At 55.4% G+C, this 17,246-nt stretch carries 18 protein-coding genes; 7 read left to right on the top strand and 11 right to left on the bottom strand.

Annotated features, from left to right (window positions below; genetic code table 11):
* Positions 1-2 precede the first annotated feature (2 nt).
* From pstC to ACW14G_RS08600, 5 genes are all read left to right on the top strand, one after another.
* Positions 3-911 (top strand): phosphate ABC transporter permease PstC, encoded by a 909-nt coding sequence (gene pstC / locus ACW14G_RS08620; RefSeq protein WP_455648560.1) that lies wholly within the window; start codon positions 3-5, stop codon positions 909-911.
* On the top strand, positions 911-1,801 hold the full coding sequence (pstA, locus tag ACW14G_RS08615) for a phosphate ABC transporter permease PstA (RefSeq protein WP_106930134.1): 891 nt from the start codon (positions 911-913) through the stop codon (positions 1,799-1,801). The genes pstC and pstA overlap by 1 nt, the downstream gene beginning before the upstream one ends.
* A gap of 51 nt (positions 1,802-1,852) precedes the next feature.
* The gene (gene pstB / locus ACW14G_RS08610; RefSeq protein ID WP_035893601.1) at positions 1,853-2,626 is read left to right on the top strand and encodes a phosphate ABC transporter ATP-binding protein PstB; all 774 of its coding nucleotides are present in this window, start codon (positions 1,853-1,855) and stop codon (positions 2,624-2,626) included.
* Between the two features lie 14 nt (positions 2,627-2,640).
* Positions 2,641-3,366, top strand: coding sequence for a phosphate signaling complex protein PhoU (phoU, locus tag ACW14G_RS08605; RefSeq protein WP_236902746.1), 726 nt, complete (start codon positions 2,641-2,643; stop codon positions 3,364-3,366).
* A gap of 184 nt (positions 3,367-3,550) precedes the next feature.
* Positions 3,551-4,717: an alpha/beta hydrolase-fold protein gene (locus ACW14G_RS08600; RefSeq protein ID WP_223804125.1), complete on the top strand. Its 1,167-nt coding sequence runs from the start codon at positions 3,551-3,553 to the stop codon at positions 4,715-4,717.
* 86 nt (positions 4,718-4,803) lie between these two features.
* Here ACW14G_RS08600 and yieH read toward each other — a convergent pair whose 3' ends face one another.
* On the bottom strand, positions 4,804-5,469 hold the full coding sequence (yieH, locus tag ACW14G_RS08595; RefSeq protein ID WP_223803614.1) for a 6-phosphogluconate phosphatase: 666 nt from the start codon (positions 5,467-5,469) through the stop codon (positions 4,804-4,806).
* A gap of 169 nt (positions 5,470-5,638) precedes the next feature.
* On the opposite strand from yieH, the gene adeP reads away from it, so the two are divergent.
* On the top strand, positions 5,639-6,976 hold the full coding sequence (adeP, locus tag ACW14G_RS08590; protein ID WP_163447634.1) for an adenine permease AdeP: 1,338 nt from the start codon (positions 5,639-5,641) through the stop codon (positions 6,974-6,976).
* 44 nt (positions 6,977-7,020) lie between these two features.
* Here the strand turns inward: adeP and ACW14G_RS08585 are convergent, their stop codons facing one another.
* The 10 genes from ACW14G_RS08585 to rpmH all read right to left on the bottom strand — a co-directional run bounded on the left by ACW14G_RS08585 (position 7,021) and on the right by rpmH (position 15,071).
* Positions 7,021-7,587: an NADPH-dependent FMN reductase gene (locus ACW14G_RS08585; RefSeq protein WP_163447635.1), complete on the bottom strand. Its 567-nt coding sequence runs from the start codon at positions 7,585-7,587 to the stop codon at positions 7,021-7,023.
* A gap of 39 nt (positions 7,588-7,626) precedes the next feature.
* Positions 7,627-8,376 (bottom strand): 4'-phosphopantetheinyl transferase family protein, encoded by a 750-nt coding sequence (locus ACW14G_RS08580; protein ID WP_167574686.1) that lies wholly within the window; start codon positions 8,374-8,376, stop codon positions 7,627-7,629.
* Between the two features lie 157 nt (positions 8,377-8,533).
* Positions 8,534-9,493: an HTH-type transcriptional regulator YidZ gene (yidZ, locus tag ACW14G_RS08575; protein WP_163447637.1), complete on the bottom strand. Its 960-nt coding sequence runs from the start codon at positions 9,491-9,493 to the stop codon at positions 8,534-8,536.
* On the bottom strand, positions 9,462-10,643 hold the full coding sequence (locus tag ACW14G_RS08570) for an MFS transporter (RefSeq protein WP_249022539.1): 1,182 nt from the start codon (positions 10,641-10,643) through the stop codon (positions 9,462-9,464). The genes yidZ and ACW14G_RS08570 overlap by 32 nt, the downstream gene beginning before the upstream one ends.
* Before the next feature lie 94 nt (positions 10,644-10,737).
* Complete coding sequence (locus ACW14G_RS08565) at positions 10,738-11,145, bottom strand: GNAT family N-acetyltransferase (protein WP_249022540.1); 408 nt, start codon at positions 11,143-11,145, stop codon at positions 10,738-10,740.
* A 96-nt stretch (positions 11,146-11,241) separates the two neighbouring features.
* Positions 11,242-12,606: a tRNA uridine-5-carboxymethylaminomethyl(34) synthesis GTPase MnmE gene (gene mnmE / locus ACW14G_RS08560; RefSeq protein ID WP_223803617.1), complete on the bottom strand. Its 1,365-nt coding sequence runs from the start codon at positions 12,604-12,606 to the stop codon at positions 11,242-11,244.
* Positions 12,607-12,684: 78 nt separating this feature from the next.
* Positions 12,685-14,331, bottom strand: coding sequence for a membrane protein insertase YidC (gene yidC, locus ACW14G_RS08555; RefSeq protein WP_455648559.1), 1,647 nt, complete (start codon positions 14,329-14,331; stop codon positions 12,685-12,687).
* 2 nt (positions 14,332-14,333) lie between these two features.
* On the bottom strand, positions 14,334-14,591 hold the full coding sequence (gene yidD, locus ACW14G_RS08550) for a membrane protein insertion efficiency factor YidD (protein WP_074398703.1): 258 nt from the start codon (positions 14,589-14,591) through the stop codon (positions 14,334-14,336).
* Positions 14,555-14,914, bottom strand: a complete 360-nt coding sequence (gene rnpA, locus ACW14G_RS08545) for a ribonuclease P protein component (RefSeq protein ID WP_455648558.1) — start codon at positions 14,912-14,914, stop codon at positions 14,555-14,557. The genes yidD and rnpA overlap by 37 nt, the downstream gene beginning before the upstream one ends.
* Positions 14,915-14,930: 16 nt before the next feature.
* Positions 14,931-15,071 (bottom strand): 50S ribosomal protein L34, encoded by a 141-nt coding sequence (gene rpmH, locus ACW14G_RS08540; protein WP_000831330.1) that lies wholly within the window; start codon positions 15,069-15,071, stop codon positions 14,931-14,933.
* Positions 15,072-15,848: 777 nt separating this feature from the next.
* Between rpmH and dnaA the strand changes: the two genes are divergently transcribed.
* Complete coding sequence (gene dnaA, locus ACW14G_RS08535) at positions 15,849-17,246, top strand: chromosomal replication initiator protein DnaA (RefSeq protein ID WP_163447642.1); 1,398 nt, start codon at positions 15,849-15,851, stop codon at positions 17,244-17,246.

The following is a 17,246-nucleotide window of genomic DNA, read 5'->3' as shown; positions in this document are numbered from 1 at the left end:
TGATATTCAGCGCGCTGGTAAGACTGGCTGCGCTGATTGTGCTATTGATGTTGGGCGGGATTATCGTCTCTCTCGTTATCTCCTCGTGGCCCAGTATGGAGAAGTTCGGCTTCGCCTTCCTGTGGACCAAAGAGTGGGATGCGCCTAACGACATTTACGGCGCGCTGGTACCGATTTACGGTACGCTCGTGACCTCCGTTATCGCCCTGCTGATCGCCGTTCCGGTGAGTTTCGGCATCGCTCTCTTCCTGACCGAACTGGCGCCAAACTGGCTTAAACGCCCATTAGGTATCGCGATTGAACTGCTGGCGGCCATTCCCAGTATCGTTTACGGCATGTGGGGCCTGTTTATCTTCGCGCCGCTGTTCGCGACCTACTTCCAGGAGCCGGTCGGCAATATCCTTTCTAACATCCCGTTTGTCGGCGCGCTGTTCTCCGGCCCGGCCTTTGGTATCGGTATCCTGGCTGCTGGGGTTATCCTCGCCATCATGATCATCCCCTATATCTCCGCCGTAATGCGTGATGTGTTCGAACAAACCCCGGTGATGATGAAAGAGTCGGCCTACGGCATCGGCTGCACCACCTGGGAAGTTATCTGGCGTATCGTCCTGCCGTTCACCAAAAATGGCGTGATCGGCGGCGTGATGCTCGGCCTGGGCCGCGCGCTGGGTGAAACCATGGCGGTCACCTTTATCATCGGCAACACCTACCAGCTCGACAGCGCGTCTCTGTATATGCCGGGTAACAGCATTACCTCCGCGCTGGCGAATGAATTCGCCGAAGCGGAATCCGGCCTGCATGTCTCTGCGCTGATGGAACTGGGTCTGATCCTGTTTGCGATTACCTTTATCGTGCTGGCGGCATCGAAGTTCATGATTATGCGTCTGGCGAAGAATGAGGGGGCACGCTAATGGCAACGCTGGAAATGCAAAACACCGCTGCGCTGGCTGAGTCCCGTCGCAAAATGCAGGCCAGACGCCGCATGAAGAACCGTATCGCGCTGACGCTGTCGATGGCGACCATGATCTTCGGCCTGTTCTGGCTGGTGTGGATCCTGATGGCGACCATCACTCGTGGTATCGACGGGATGTCCCTGGCGCTGTTTACCGAAATGACGCCACCGCCAAATACCGCAGGCGGCGGTCTGGCGAATGCCCTGGCGGGCAGCGGCCTGCTGATTCTGTGGGCGACCGTGTTTGGTACGCCGCTGGGTATTATGGCGGGTATTTACCTGGCCGAGTATGGCCGTAAATCCTGGCTCGCCGAAGTCATTCGCTTTATTAACGACATTCTGCTTTCCGCACCGTCGATCGTCGTGGGCCTGTTCGTCTACACCATCGTCGTGGCGCAAATGCAGCACTTCTCCGGTTGGGCAGGCGTGATTGCGCTGGCGCTGCTGCAGGTACCGATCGTTATTCGTACCACTGAAAACATGCTCAAGCTGGTGCCGGATAGTCTGCGCGAAGCCGCTTATGCGCTGGGTACGCCGAAGTGGAAGATGATCTCCGCGATTACGCTGAAAGCCTCTATCTCCGGAATTATGACCGGTATCCTGCTGGCTATTGCGCGTATCGCCGGTGAAACGGCGCCGCTGCTGTTCACCGCGCTCTCGAACCAGTTCTGGAGCACCGACATGATGCAGCCTATCGCCAACCTGCCGGTGACCATCTTTAAATTTGCGATGAGCCCGTTTGCGGAGTGGCAGCAACTGGCCTGGGCCGGGGTGCTGATTATCACGCTGTGCGTATTGCTGCTGAACATTCTGGCGCGCGTTATTTTCGCGAAGAAGAAACACGGTTAATTTTTTACGGCGCGGCCAACGACGGCGGCGCTGGATGAGGAAGAGATTGAGATGAGTATGGTTAACACAACTCCGGGTAAAATTTCAGTTCGTGACCTGAACTTCTACTACGGCAAATTCCATGCCCTGAAGAACATCAACCTGGATATCGCCAAAAACCAGGTGACGGCGTTTATCGGCCCGTCGGGCTGTGGTAAATCAACGCTGCTGCGTACCTTCAACAAGATGTTTGAGCTGTACCCGGAGCAGCGGGCGGAAGGCGAAATCCTGCTGGATGGCGACAATATTCTCACCAACACCCAGGATATCGCGCTGCTGCGCGCCAAGGTTGGGATGGTGTTCCAGAAGCCGACGCCGTTCCCGATGTCTATCTACGACAACATTGCTTTTGGCGTGCGTCTGTTTGAAAAACTGTCGCGTACCGACATGGATGAACGCGTGCAGTGGGCCTTGACCAAGGCCGCATTATGGAATGAAACCAAAGATAAACTGCACCAGAGCGGGTACTCTCTCTCTGGTGGTCAGCAGCAGCGTCTGTGCATCGCGCGCGGTATCGCGATTCGCCCGGAAGTGCTTCTGTTGGATGAGCCGTGTTCAGCCCTTGACCCGATCTCTACCGGGCGTATCGAAGAGCTGATCACCGAGCTGAAAGAGGATTACACCGTCGTTATCGTTACCCACAACATGCAGCAGGCTGCGCGTTGTTCCGACCACACGGCGTTTATGTACCTGGGCGAGTTGATTGAGTTCAGCAACACGGACGATCTGTTCACCAAGCCCGCGAAGAAACAAACAGAAGATTACATCACCGGTCGTTACGGTTGATTCAGGAGCGCGTTGTGGACAATCTGAACCTTAATAAACATATTTCCGGCCAGTTCAACGCAGAACTGGAGAACATTCGTACCCAGGTGATGACCATGGGCGGCATGGTTGAGCAGCAGCTTTCTGATGCCATTACCGCGATGCACAACCAGGATAGCGAGCTGGCGAAGCGCGTCATTGAAGGCGATAAGAACGTCAACATGATGGAAGTGGCGATCGACGAAGCCTGCGTGCGCATTATCGCCAAGCGTCAGCCAACCGCCAGCGACCTGCGCCTGGTGATGGCGATTATCAAAACCATCGCCGAGCTGGAACGTATTGGCGACGTGGCGGATAAAATTTGCCGCACTGCGCTGGAGAAATTCTCCCAGCAGCACCAGCCGCTGCTGGTCAGCCTGGAGTCGCTGGGCCGCCACACCGTGCAGATGCTGCACGACGTGCTGGATGCGTTCGCGCGCATGGATCTCGACGAAGCGGTGCGTATTTACCGTGAAGACAAGAAAGTTGACCAGGAATATGAAGGCATCGTGCGTCAGCTGATGACCTACATGATGGAAGACTCGCGCACCATTCCAAGCGTGCTGACCGCGCTGTTCTGCGCGCGCTCTATCGAGCGTATCGGCGACCGCTGCCAGAATATCTGCGAATACATCTTCTACTTCGTGAAGGGGCAGGATTTCCGTCACGTGGGCGGCGATGAGCTGGATAAGCTGCTGGCGGGCAAAGATCCGAAAGAGTAATCGCTGAATTCTGCGCCACAAAACCTGTCGTCTTCGCTGAAGCGGCAGGTTTTTGCTTTCTGGCTTTAGCTCTTAGCGCTATTGCCCGTAAAACTGGCGGAATATCACACCGCGCGTTTCCCTATCCCGGTTACCCTGAACGTTCTGCTTCAAACATGGATAAGGAAATAACGTGAAACGACAACTGAGTTGTGCAGCTTTTCTCATCTCCAGCGTGCTGGGATGCGCCTCTTTATCTGCAGTGGCCGCGCCGTTACCCGCTACGCCGAGCCAGGCGATTCCCGTCAGCCAATACATCACACAGGTTAATGCCGACAAAAGCATCACCTACCGCCTGTTCGCGCCAACGGCAAAACGGGTGTCCGTCGTAACGGGCTCCACGCCAGACAGCTTTGTCTCGCATGATATGACCAAAGATGAGCAGGGGATCTGGACGTGGCGAAGCGATGCACAGAAGCCCAACCTGTATGAGTATTATTTTGATGTCGATGGTTTTCGTTCGATTGATACCGGCAGTCGTTACCCAAAACCGCAGCGACAGGTGAATACCAGCCTGATTCTGGTGCCGGGAAGCATTCTGGACGATCGCGCTGTCGCGCATGGTGATGTGCGAACGCTAACCTACCACTCGACGGCGCTCAATGCCGAACGCCGCGTTTATGTCTGGACGCCGCCGGGATATACCGGCAGCGGCGAGCCGTTACCGGTACTCTATTTCTACCATGGCTTCGGTGATACCGGGCTGTCGGCGATTGACCAGGGGCGAATTCCGCAGATGATGGATAACCTGCTGGCAGAGGGAAAAATCAAACCTATGCTGGTGGTCGTGCCGGATACCGAAACTGACGTACCAGAAGCGGTTGCCGAGAATTTCCCGCCGCAGGAGCGAAGGAAATCGTTCTATCCGCTGAATGCGAAGGCTGCGGACAACGAGCTTATGCACGATATTATTCCGCTGATCGGCGAGCGCTTTGATGTCCGCAAGGATGCCGATGGCCGCGCGTTGGCAGGGCTATCGCAAGGCGGATATCAGGCGCTGGTCTCTGGAATGAATCATCTCGACAGTTTTGGCTGGCTGGCCACTTTCAGCGGCGTGACAACCACAACGGTACCGAACGCTGGCGTTGAGTCGCAGTTCAATCATCCGCAGGCCATCAATAAACAACTGCGTAATTTCACCGTTGTGGTGGGCGAGAAAGATAGCGTCACCGGGGCGGATATTGCGGGTCTTAAGAAAGAGCTTGAGCAGAAAGGTATTAAATTCGATTACACGGTCTATCCGGGGTTGAACCATGAAATGGATGTGTGGCGCCCGGCTTACGCTACGTTTGTGCAGAAACTGTTTAAGTGACAGGTAGCCGGATGAGGCGTTGAACGGAAATGCCGGATAAGGCGCAAAGCGCCGCTATCCGGCCTATCCATGCGCGTTGCGCTATCTTATCGCGTAATATCCCAACCGCGCGCCTTCCACAGCCCCGGCAGCTCCGCCAGATCGGTAAACGTCGTCACCTTCGGGTGGTCAATCGGCTTATTGTGCGGATCGGCGCAGAAATAGAACACTTCCATCCCCGCATCAATGCCTGACTGCGCGCCTGCGCTGGAGTCATCCACCAGAATGCAGTTCTCCACGTTTACGTTCATCGCTTTTGCCGCGTGGTGCATCAGCGCCGGGTCCGGCTTCCAGCGCTGGATGTCGTAACCGCTAAACAGTTTGTTTTCGAAATAATGCAACATGCCCAGTTTGCCCAGCGAATGCTGCATTTTGCTGACCGGGCCGTTCGACACGATGCACATCGGAATCGCAACGGAATCGACCAATGCGTTAGCCCCGGCAATCACCTCCAGCTCCGAGTCGAAAAGGCGTGCGACCTCGGCGCGATAAACCGGTTCTAAATCCGCCCGGGCAAGGTTCACCCCGTGCTCGGCGTTGATAATGTCGATAATCTCGTAGAGCTTTACGCCCTTGAAACGTTTAAAAATCTCTTCCAGATCGAGCGTGATGCCAAATGTTTTGAACATGTGGACGTAGGCCCGTGAACAGATTACTTCGCTGTCGACCAGCGTACCGTCACAGTCGAAAAAAACCGCTTCAACTCCGGACATGTCATTTCCTTTTTAACAAGTTTAACGTTTACGTAATGCTGAATTGAGAGACGCAATCGTTGCCGTATAAGCAAAATCAATGAAAAAAAACATCTCACAACCGCGCCTATTGTCGCATTTTGGTATAGGATAGCGACGAATTTTCCTTCCTTGTCTGCGGAAATTGATAATGAGTCAACAACACACCACCCCGGCTTCCGGCCAGGGGATACTGGAGCGCGTGTTTAAACTGCGCGAGCACGGCACGACGGCACGCACCGAAGTGATCGCCGGTTTCACCACCTTCCTGACGATGGTCTACATCGTTTTTGTAAACCCGCAAATTCTTGGCGTGGCCGGAATGGACACCAGCGCGGTGTTCGTGACCACCTGTCTGATTGCGGCGCTGGGCAGTATCCTGATGGGCGTATTTGCTAACCTGCCGGTGGCGCTGGCGCCTGCGATGGGTCTGAACGCCTTCTTCGCGTTCGTGGTTGTGCAGGCTATGGGGCTGCCGTGGCAAGTGGGCATGGGCGCCATTTTCTGGGGCGCTGTCGGCCTGTTGCTGTTGACCATTTTCCGTGTTCGTTACTGGATGATTGCCAATATCCCCGTGAGCCTGCGCGTCGGTATCACCAGCGGTATTGGTCTGTTCATCGGCATGATGGGCCTGAAAAATGCGGGCGTGATTGTCGCAAACCAGGACACGCTGGTTTCCATTGGTAACCTGACTTCACACAGCGTGCTGCTGGGTGTGCTGGGCTTCTTTATTATCGCCATTCTGGCTTCGCGCAATATTCACGCGGCGGTGCTGGTCTCTATCATCGTGACCACTCTGCTGGGCTGGATGCTGGGCGATGTGCATTACAACGGTATTGTCTCCGCGCCGCCGAGCATTACTACCGTCGTGGGCCACGTCGATCTGGCCGGGTCGTTTAACCTCGGTCTGGCGGGCGTTATCTTCTCCTTCATGCTGGTGAACCTGTTCGACTCCTCCGGTACCCTGATCGGCGTGACCGATAAAGCAGGCCTGGCGGATGCGAAAGGTAAATTCCCGCGCATGAAGCAGGCGCTGTTTGTCGATAGCGTCTCCTCGGTAGCCGGTTCCTTTATCGGTACCTCTTCCGTGACGGCCTACATCGAATCTTCCTCCGGCGTTTCCGTAGGCGGTCGTACCGGCCTGACGGCGGTTGTCGTGGGCATTCTGTTCCTGTTGGTGATTTTCCTGTCGCCGCTGGCGGGTATGGTGCCGGGCTACGCAGCCGCGGGCGCGCTGATCTACGTTGGGGTGCTGATGACCTCCAGCCTGTCACGCGTGAAGTGGGATGACCTGACCGAAGCCGTTCCGGCGTTTATTACCGCCGTAATGATGCCGTTCAGCTTCTCCATTACCGAAGGTATCGCGCTGGGCTTTATCTCTTACTGCGTGATGAAAATCGGTACCGGTCGTTTCCGCGACCTCAGCCCGTGCGTGATTGTTGTCGCACTGCTGTTTGTGCTGAAGATTGTGTTTATTGACGCACACTGATGAAATGAACCCTCGCCCCATCGGGGTGAGGGCTTTTAACGAACTTACGCTTTAACGCGCTGAATATACTCGCCAAATGCGGTCAGCTGACCGGTCAAATGATCTAACGTTCCCTGCTCAATCACTTCGCCCAGCTGCGGGTCGACCTTGTTCTGAATCACGCCGCCCATAAACTCCGGCTTGTTCATCACCATCGCATCGAGGAACACCAGAATCTGACGCAGGTGATACTGGCAGCGCGCGCCGCCGATAGCGCCCATTGAGCTGGTCTGAATCAGCACCGGTTTACCTGACAGCGGCTGGTCCGGCAGACGCGACAGCCAGTCGATGGCGTTCTTTAACCCGCCCGGGACGGAATAGTTATATTCAGGGGTGACGATGACCACGCCATCGGCCTGGCGGATCTGCTCAGCCAGCGCTTCAACGCTCTGCGGGAAGCCTTCTTCTTGCTGGAGATCGGCATCGTACAGTGGAATATCGCCAATTGACGGCAGCGCGGAAACGCTCATACCCGCCGGGGCGATCTTAGGCAGGGTGCGTGCCACCATGCCGTTGAATGAACCTTTGCGCAGGCTTCCCAATAACGTAACTACTTTCAACGTTTCTGACATGACTACTCCTTTGCATCATGAGGCTGTTTTCCAGCCGAATCAGTTGAGTATAAGCGCTTTCTCTGCCGGTAGGCTGGTGAATCTCATCAACCTCGCCGCCGGTTCGTTGGCTCGCGTCTGCGCGTCGGGCAGGCTGCGCCAGCCGTATTTACCGTCGAACTCCCACACTTTCAGCTTTTCAATCGCCGGCGAGGCGCATAGCGACCACACCAGCACGTCTTCCGCATCGCAGATCGCTTCGAGATGGTCGGTATTGGCTGAACGCAGGCGACCGGAACCCGGCAGTAGCTGGAGCATTTGCGGGGAATCATGGTGCACGTCGCCGGACATTTTGAGCACGCTCTGGCGCAGCGTAATCAGCTGGGCACGCGCTTCATGCGGATCATTCTGGTTGTTGATCCACAGATTTTCATTACTGGTAAAACGGTAGTTTTCCATGATGGTGGCCTGCGGGGTGTTGCGCAGCACGCGCAGTAGCTCCATATCGAGACCGCAGTGCCCTTCGGTGGTCAGCGCGACGCCGACGATGTTACCCGCATAGGCGATGGAAAAATCAGGTAGATGGCTATCTTTGAAATACGGTTTGCCGTCTTCAGGCGTAACGATTTCCGGTAATTCACTGATGCCGTAAAGCATAAACAGCAGCTCGGCCAGCAGCGCGCGCGAAGCCAGATAGCGCGTACGGCGGTGTGCCGGCAGCTGGCGTGCGATGTTATGACTGGTGGAGGACAACCGTACCGATAGTAGATGCCCGTCCTTAAGGATCCCTCTTGCAAAGTGCGTCGCCATTTTTCGCTCCGTGATTAATGGACTGTGGTGATGAGGAGAGTATCATTTACGACACTGATGATCAGGTTTTACTGCCTAAAAATGCGATTGAAAAGGGGTATTACGAGACTTTTACACTTTCCCCTAACTGAAATGGACTATTTTTACGAATAATCAATCAGGAAACAGCGAGATATAAGGCTTTAAGCGTTTCGCGCAGCCAAATTATTTTCGGGTTGTGACTATTTCGTTTATGCCAGAGTAGGGTAAACGGCACCTGCAGTTTGTCCCGTTGCGCAGCATCGAAAGGCAGAGGGCGGGCCACCAGAGGTAGCTGGTGGAGCTGATTATAATACTGGCAGTAGCGTGGCGCAGTGGCCAGCATGGTGTGATCCGGCTGAGCGGCCATAAACAGCGACTGTTCGAACCCCGGCAGGCTTAGGGCGATATTGCGCTCACGCCCCATTTCCTGGAGCACATCATCCAGCGCCCAGGTATCACTCTGTTCCCAGCAGATGCTGATGTGCGGATAGCGTAGAAACGTCTCCAGATTCCACTCTTCCTGTAGTGCGGGATGATCCTCGCGCAACCACACCCACGGCAAATCGGTAAACAGCACCTCGTAGTCGATCGACAGCGGCAGTAGACTCAACAGTTCGCGGGATCGTGGATGGCTTTCGCGGCCGGTGAAGCCAATATCCACTTCGCCGCGAATGATGGCATCCAGGGAATCATAGTCCCAGCTACGGACTTTGATCGTTGCCTGGGGATAACGTTGATAGATCTGTCTGGAGAGTGCGTTGAACATGATCATGATCAGCGGCGACTCGGCCACCAGATCGAATTTCAACCCGCGCGGCGTTTCATGATGCGGCTTATCGAGCAGCTGATTGCCCATCTGCATCCACTCCGCCAGGCTCTGCTCCATGCTGAACATCAGCGGTGTTGGCGTCAGCCCTAGCGGGGTGTTCACAAATAACGGATCGTCGAACCAGGCTCTCAGCTTTGCCAGCGACTTGCTCACCGCCGACGGCGTGACGTTCATCCGTTTGGCGGTTTTGGTGACGCTGCGCTCCTGCATCAGGAGCTGCAGGCAGAGCAGTAGATTAAGATCGAGACTGGTGAGCGATTTCTTCATGAGCAGGCGCGGACCGGTTAGGGGCAACTGAGATAATCAGCATGATGCTCACTATGCTACAGCCAATCAGAATCCCGATCAGCATATTCAGCGCATCAATACCGAGGATAGCCGCCAGCCAAATCCACAGCGACGAACCGCAAACCTGCGCAATACCCAGCGCAGAGCTGGCGACGCCTGCACGCAGCGAGAACGGACCCAACGCCTGGCTCATCGCCACGCCGAATCCCACCGAGAAGCCCGCACAGATCAAGGTCAGCCCAAAGAGGGTGAATGCGTGCGTCGTGGCAAGGATTAATACAATGCCTGCAGCCATGAATAGCGCTTGTGAGGTGAGCATCAGGGTGCGGGGTTTAAACAGGCTCAGAGCGAACGGCGTAGAGAACGAGACCGCCATGCTGATACCTGCGGTCATTGCCATCGTTGTTGCGTATTCGCCGCGGTCGAAGCCCATCACTTCCATCAGCAGCACCGGAGAAGTATTCACGAAGGTCAGAATAACCGACACGCTGAGGGTGGTTATCGCCAGACGACTGAGGAAAAAGCGGTTTACCAGCGACTCGACGCCATCGTTGGATTTTGAAGAAGCAGCCTGCGCATTCGGGCGCGACTCACGCAGAATAAACACGGACAGCAGACACACGACCACGCCCATGCCAATCATGGTGTAGAACAGGCTCTGCCACGGATATTTGAGCATAATCAGATGCCCCATCACCGGCGCCAGTACCGGCACGATGCAGGTAATGCCGTTCAACAGCGATAGCACCTTGGCCCGGCGACGATCGTCGAGCGTATCGCGCAGAATAGCGAATGCGACCACGTAGCAGCAGCCCGCACCGACGCCCTGAATAAAACGGCCAACCAGAAATGGCGTGCCGCTCTCCGCTAACGCGCAGAGGCCGGAAGCCACGATGTAAATCAGCGCACCGACAATGGCGACGGGTTTACGTCCGGACTGGTCGGCCACCTTGCCGGCAAACAGCATCGCGGTCGCCATCCCCGCCAGATAGACCGAAAACGCGATATGCAGTTGCGCCTCGCTGGCCTGCAAATCAGCCGCAATGCGGGGCAACCCGACCAGGTACATATCGATACCGGCGGGATAAAGTAAAACTAAGGCAAAACTACAAAGAAGAAAGCGTGTCATGGCGGCCTCACAAAAAGTGTGGCGCTAAGCATACGGGGTGTCGCGCGAGGCGACGAGTTGCCATTTGGACAACAGTGATTGCCTGAAAGGAAATCTACTTCCAGACTCTCGCCATCCCTTCGCTTTCCGGACGGACAGATTCAAAGCCAAATTTGGCGTACAGCTCCGGAACATCCGCCACCAGAGTCACATAAGCGCCTTTAAAAGCGTTAGCGTCCAGCCAGGCGATGAGCGCTTCCATGATCTGCCGACCCAGGCCTTTTCCCTGATGATCAGGGTCCACCGCGATGTCCACGATATCAAAGTTCAGCGCGCCGTCGCCAACGATGCGACCCATGCCAACTGGCATACCTTGCCAGAGGATATGCACGCCGTAGCAGCTGCGCGGCAGACCGGCCTTTGCGGCATCCAGCGGGCGGGGGGACAGGCCGGAAATTTTACGCAGGCGGCAAAAGTCCTCAGCGGAGGGAACGGTGGGGATTAAGGTATATTCAGCGACCATCTCGATAACCTTTTAATGAGGGGTTATCTGGTTTTAGCAGTTGGAAGACGGAAAGTAAAAACCCGAATTCACTGGTGCGAATTCGGGTTCGATTGCTTACTTGCCGATACAGAAGCTGGAGAAAATCCGCCCCAGCAGATCGTCGGAGGTAAATTCCCCGGTGATCTCGCTCAGGCACTGCTGAGACAGCCTCAGCTCTTCTGCCAGCAGCTCACCGGCCCACGCGCCTAACAGCTGCGCTTTGCCCTGCTGAAGGTGTTCTGCGGCGTCGGAGAGCGCCTGCAGGTGGCGACGACGTGCCAGGAAGCCGCCTTCCATGTTGTTTTCGAAGCCCATGCTCTGTTTGAGATGGTTACGCAGTACGTCAACGCCTTCGCCGGTGCGCGCGGAGAGGCGCACAAGTGAGTAGTCATTCACTTCGCTCAGACCCAGCGTCTCGCCGGTAATATCCGCTTTGTTACGCACTACGGTAATCGGCAGATTTTTCGGCAGACGGGCGATAAAGTCCGGCCAGATCTCCGCCGGGTCGGTGGCGCTGGTGGTGGTGCCATCAACCATAAACAGCACGCGGTCGGCCTGCTCAATTTCCTGCCACGCGCGCTCAATACCGATACGCTCCACTTCATCGTTAGCGTCGCGCAGACCCGCGGTGTCGATGATATGCAGCGGCATGCCGTCGATGTGGATGTGCTCGCGCAGGACGTCGCGGGTGGTGCCGGCAATATCGGTCACAATTGCAGCTTCGCGGCCCGCCAGGGCGTTCAGCAGGCTCGATTTCCCGGCGTTCGGGCGACCGGCAATCACGACCTTCATCCCTTCACGCAGCAGGCTGCCCTGACGCGCTTCGGCGCGCACCGCGTCGAGGTCGGCAATCACATCGTTGAGCTGCGCTTCGATTTTCCCATCGGAAAGGAAGTCGATCTCTTCGTCCGGGAAGTCGATAGCCGCTTCCACATAGATGCGCAGGTGAGTAAGTGCTTCCACAAGGTGATTAACACGTGCCGAGAAGGCACCTTGTAGCGAGTTTAGCGCGGAGCGGGCCGCCTGCTCGGAGCTCGCGTCAATCAGGTCGGCAATCGCCTCAGCTTGCGCCAGGTCGAGCTTATCGTTGAGGAACGCACGCTCGGAGAACTCTCCCGGGTTGGCGATACGCACGCCCGGCAGCGTCAGAATACGTTTCAGCAGCAGGTCGAGGATCACCGGGCCGCCGTGGCCCTGTAGCTCCAGCACGTCTTCACCGGTAAAGGAGTTCGGGCCGGGGAACCACAGCGCAATGCCCTGATCCAGCGCGCTGCCGTCGACGTCTTTAAACGGCAGGTAGTCGGCATAGCGCGGCTTTGGTAGCTTGCCCAGCACCGCCTGCGCCACATCGCGCGCCTTCAGGCCGGAGATACGCAGAATGCCCACACCACCGCGTCCCGGTGGGGTGGCCTGGGCGACGATAGTGTCGTTTTGGCTCATGGTTTTTCTCAACTGTGATGCAAATAAAAAAGGCGGTCATTCGACCGCCTTCCATTTTAGCTTGTGCTTAACACCGAATCAGGATTTTTTCTTCTCGCGGCTATGCAGGCCACGTTTTTCCAGACCACGGTAAATCAGCTGCTGCTGAATAATGGTTACCAGGTTGCTGACGATATAGTACAGCACCAGACCTGACGGGAACCACAGGAAGAACACGGTGAAGATGACCGGCATAAAGGTCATGATCTTCTGCTGCATCGGGTCGGTCACGGTGGTCGGCGACATCTTCTGGATGAAGAACATCGTCGCGCCCATGATGATCGGCAGGATGTAGTACGGGTCTTGTGCAGACAGGTCGTGGATCCACAGGATAAACGGCGCATGACGCAGTTCAACCGAGGCGCTCAGCATGTAGTACAGCGCAAGGAAGATTGGCATCTGGATAATCAGCGGGAAGCAGCCACCCAGCGGGTTAACCTTCTCAGCTTTATACAGAGCCATCATTTCCTGGCTTTGACGCTGTTTGTCATCGCCCAGACGCTCACGCATGGCCTGAATCTTCGGCTGCAGCATACGCATCTTCGCCATGGAGGTGTACTGCGCTTTGGTCAGCGGGTACATGATGCCACGAACGATAAAGGTGATAACGATGATGGAGAAGCCCCAGTTGCCCAGGAAGCTATGGATCCATTTCAGCAGTTTGAACAGCGGCTGAGAGATGAACCACAGCCAGCCGTAGTCAACGGTCAGGTCAAGGTGCGGCGCAACGGCAGCCATTTTGTCCTGAATTGCCGGGCCAACCCACAGGGTGCTGTTCAGCTTATCTGCCTGGCCTGGTTGAACCAGAACCGGCTGAGATTTGTAGCCGATAGCCACTACACCGTTACCGAGGTTGGCAGTGTAGAAGTTATTCGTACCGTTGTTTTCTGGAACCCATGCAGTCGTGAAGTACTGCTGCAGCATGGCAACCCAACCGTTTTTAGTGTTGGTGTTCAGGTTCTCGTTATCGATGATGGTATCGAATTTGTATTTTTCGTACTTGGAGTCAGACGTTGAATACGCTGCGCCACGGAACGTGTGCATGGTAGACAGGCCGCCGGTCTGCGTATCACGCGCAGTAGGTAGGGCCGCAGTCTGCTTCAGCTGACCGAAGGTAGACACTTCCAGCGGTTTGTCGCTGGCGTTCTTCACGTCGTAACCCACGTTCACCGCATAATCACCGCGTTTCAGGGTGAAGGTTTTGGTGAAGACGTTACCGGCTTTATCGGTGTAGGTCAGCGGAATGACGATTTCGTTCTGACCATCGGCCAGTACAAACGCATCTTTATCGACGTTATACAGCGGACGCGGGCCGTTAGCCGGGTTGTCCGGGCCGTCACGACCGGTTAAGCCGCTCTGTGCCTGATAGACGAACTGTGGCGTGGTTTCCAGTAACTGGAACGGTTCGTTAGACTTCAGTGCTTTCGGGTATGCCGGAAGCAGCGCTTGCTCAATATCACCACCGCGAGTGTTGATAGTCAGTTCAAGCACATCAGTTTTAACCGTAATCAGTTTTCCTTGGCCACTGGCCGGTACGCCCTGGTCGGCGGCGCTACCCGCTGCTGTGGTCGTAGTCTGCGTGGTCTGCTGCTGGGTCTGAGGATTGTTATCCTGCTCCCAGGCTTGCCAGATCATGAAAGACACGAACAACAAAGCGATGATAAGAAGATTGCGTTGCGAATCCATCGTTAGTGTTCTCTGGTATCAAATGGTCCAGGCGGGACGGGGTCGTCACCACCAGGGTGTAAAGGGTGGCATTTTAATACGCGTTTCACTGTCAACCAACTGCCTTTTATCACTCCAAACCTGCGCAATGCCTCAATTCCGTATTGAGAACAGGTTGGCGTGAAACGGCAATGCGGCCCGAGTAGCGGACTAATCAGGCGCTGATAGACCCGAATCAGGCCTATCAGGAGCCGGGATACAGGCGACAGTGACGGCGCCATAACTTTTCCAACGCTTCCGAGAGAGCACGGTTATCGAGGTCGGCAACCCCCTTCTTAGCCACCACCACGAAATCCATTGGCGGGAGTTCATGTTGACGCAAACGAAAACTTTCACGCGTCAGACGTTTAATCCGATTGCGTTCATGTGCGCGTTTAACGTTTTTCTTGGCGACGGTAAGACCGATGCGGGGATGCCCCAGCGAATTCAGGCGGCCGAGGATGGTGATTTGCGGCGTGCCAGCCCGTTGTGGCTGCTGGAAGACGAATGTGAAATGAGTGGGAGTTAACAAACGTAACTCCCTGGGAAATGCGAGCTTAACCACTCAGGGGTTAGCTTTATTACTTGGAAACGGTCAGACGAGCGCGGCCTTTAGCACGACGACGTGCCAGAACCTGACGACCATTTTTAGTAGCCATACGAGCACGGAAGCCGTGAGAACGGTTGCGCTTCAGTACAGACGGTTGAAAAGTGCGTTTCATGGCGATTTCTACCTAAACTTGAATAAATTCAATGGCTTTATTGGATATCCGAACGAAAATCGCACGACGGATGCCGAAGCCATGGGTGATTAAAGAGGCCGGATTGTAATAATTGTACACTCCGGAGTCAATTCTCTTTCCTTATTTACCGCGTAAAAAACCGCGTTTGACCGCTGTTTTTTGCCCGGCAAATGGGCAGCGTCCCTCACCGAAATTCGAGCGGTACACGCCGGGTGGGGGATTATACGGGCTGCCGATTAAAGCGCAAGGATCATCCTGGATCTTTGTTAGATCATTTAAGCAGAAATTTGTCGCTAGTCATTAATTTTTCCAATATGCGAAGGAAATCGTGCCTTCTCTCTGCCGGGATCGTTTACACTTAGCGCTTCTGGATCCTCCCTGTGGATAAATCGGGAAGAATCTGTGAGAAACAGAAGATCTCTGGCGCAGTTTACGCTATGATCCTCGGCCCGATCGCGATCGGTGGATCGTAAAAGGGGAAAATAACCGCGTTCTTTCAGCACAGTGTCTGAGAGAGGCCGTTGAAAACCGCAGATAGCGGTTCGCGCGTCACCCGCTTGCATCGGGTCTTTTCGACGTGTGCCAAAAATCACGAATTTTTAATCTTATACACAGCATCGTTCGGGCTGCATTTGCGCAGCGGCTGAATGAATCCCCGACAGCATTGCGTTTCGCTGACGGCAGGATCGTCAGGAGGTAGCCTGCAGGTTTGCCTGGAGGATGATGTGTATCGACTTTTTTCGAGTGGAGTCCGCCGTGTCACTTTCGCTTTGGCAGCAATGTCTTGCCCGATTGCAGGATGAGTTACCAGCCACAGAATTCAGCATGTGGATCCGCCCTTTGCAGGCGGAACTGAGCGATAACACGCTGGCTTTGTACGCGCCAAATCGTTTTGTACTTGATTGGGTAAGAGATAAATACCTCAATAACATCAACGGTCTGTTGAATGATTTCTGCGGTGCGGATGCCCCGCAGCTGCGTTTTGAGGTGGGCACCAAGCCCGTGACCCAAACGTTAAGAGAGACGGCCAACGTCAGCGCTCCGGCGCAAACCGCCCAGGTGCACGCGCCGCGCGTCGCCCCGGCACCGCGCGCAGGCTGGGATAACGTCCCGGCGCCCGCTGAGCCTTCTTACCGCTCCAACGTCAACGTTAAACACACCTTTGATAACTTCGTCGAAGGTAAATCGAACCAGCTCGCCCGCGCGGCGGCGCGCCAGGTGGCGGATAACCCTGGCGGCGCTTATAACCCGCTGTTCCTGTACGGCGGTACCGGTTTGGGTAAAACGCACCTGCTGCACGCGGTGGGCAACGGCATTATCGCCCGTAAACCGAACGCCAAAGTGGTGTATATGCACTCCGAGCGTTTTGTCCAGGACATGGTAAAAGCCCTGCAAAACAATGCGATCGAAGAGTTTAAACGCTACTACCGCTCCGTTGACGCGCTGCTGATCGATGACATTCAATTCTTCGCCAACAAAGAGCGCTCGCAGGAAGAGTTCTTCCATACCTTCAACGCCCTGTTGGAAGGTAATCAACAGATCATCCTCACGTCGGATCGCTATCCGAAAGAGATCAACGGTGTAGAAGATCGTCTGAAGTCCCGCTTTGGCTGGGGGCTGACGGTGGCGATCGAACCGCCTGAGCTTGAGACCCGCGTCGCTATCCTGATGAAAAAAGCCGACGAAAACGACATTCGTCTGCCCGGTGAGGTGGCGTTCTTCATTGCCAAGCGTCTACGCTCTAACGTGCGTGAGCTGGAAGGGGCACTGAACCGCGTTATCGCCAACGCCAACTTTACTGGCCGGGCGATCACTATCGATTTCGTGCGCGAAGCGCTGCGCGACCTGCTGGCATTGCAGGAAAAGCTGGTCACCATCGACAATATTCAGAAGACGGTGGCGGAGTACTACAAAATTAAAGTGGCGGACCTGCTCTCCAAACGACGTTCTCGTTCGGTAGCGCGTCCGCGCCAGATGGCGATGGCGTTGGCGAAAGAACTCACCAACCACAGTCTGCCGGAGATTGGCGATGCGTTTGGTGGCCGTGACCATACCACCGTGCTGCACGCCTGCCGTAAGATTGAACAGCTGCGTGAAGAAAGCCACGATATCAAAGAAGACTTTTCCAATTTAATCAGAACATTGTCGTCGTGA

Source organism: Kluyvera sp. (assembly GCF_965301105.1).
Note: the sequence above shows the minus strand (reverse complement) of the source record. Positions and strands in the feature narration are given on the sequence as shown.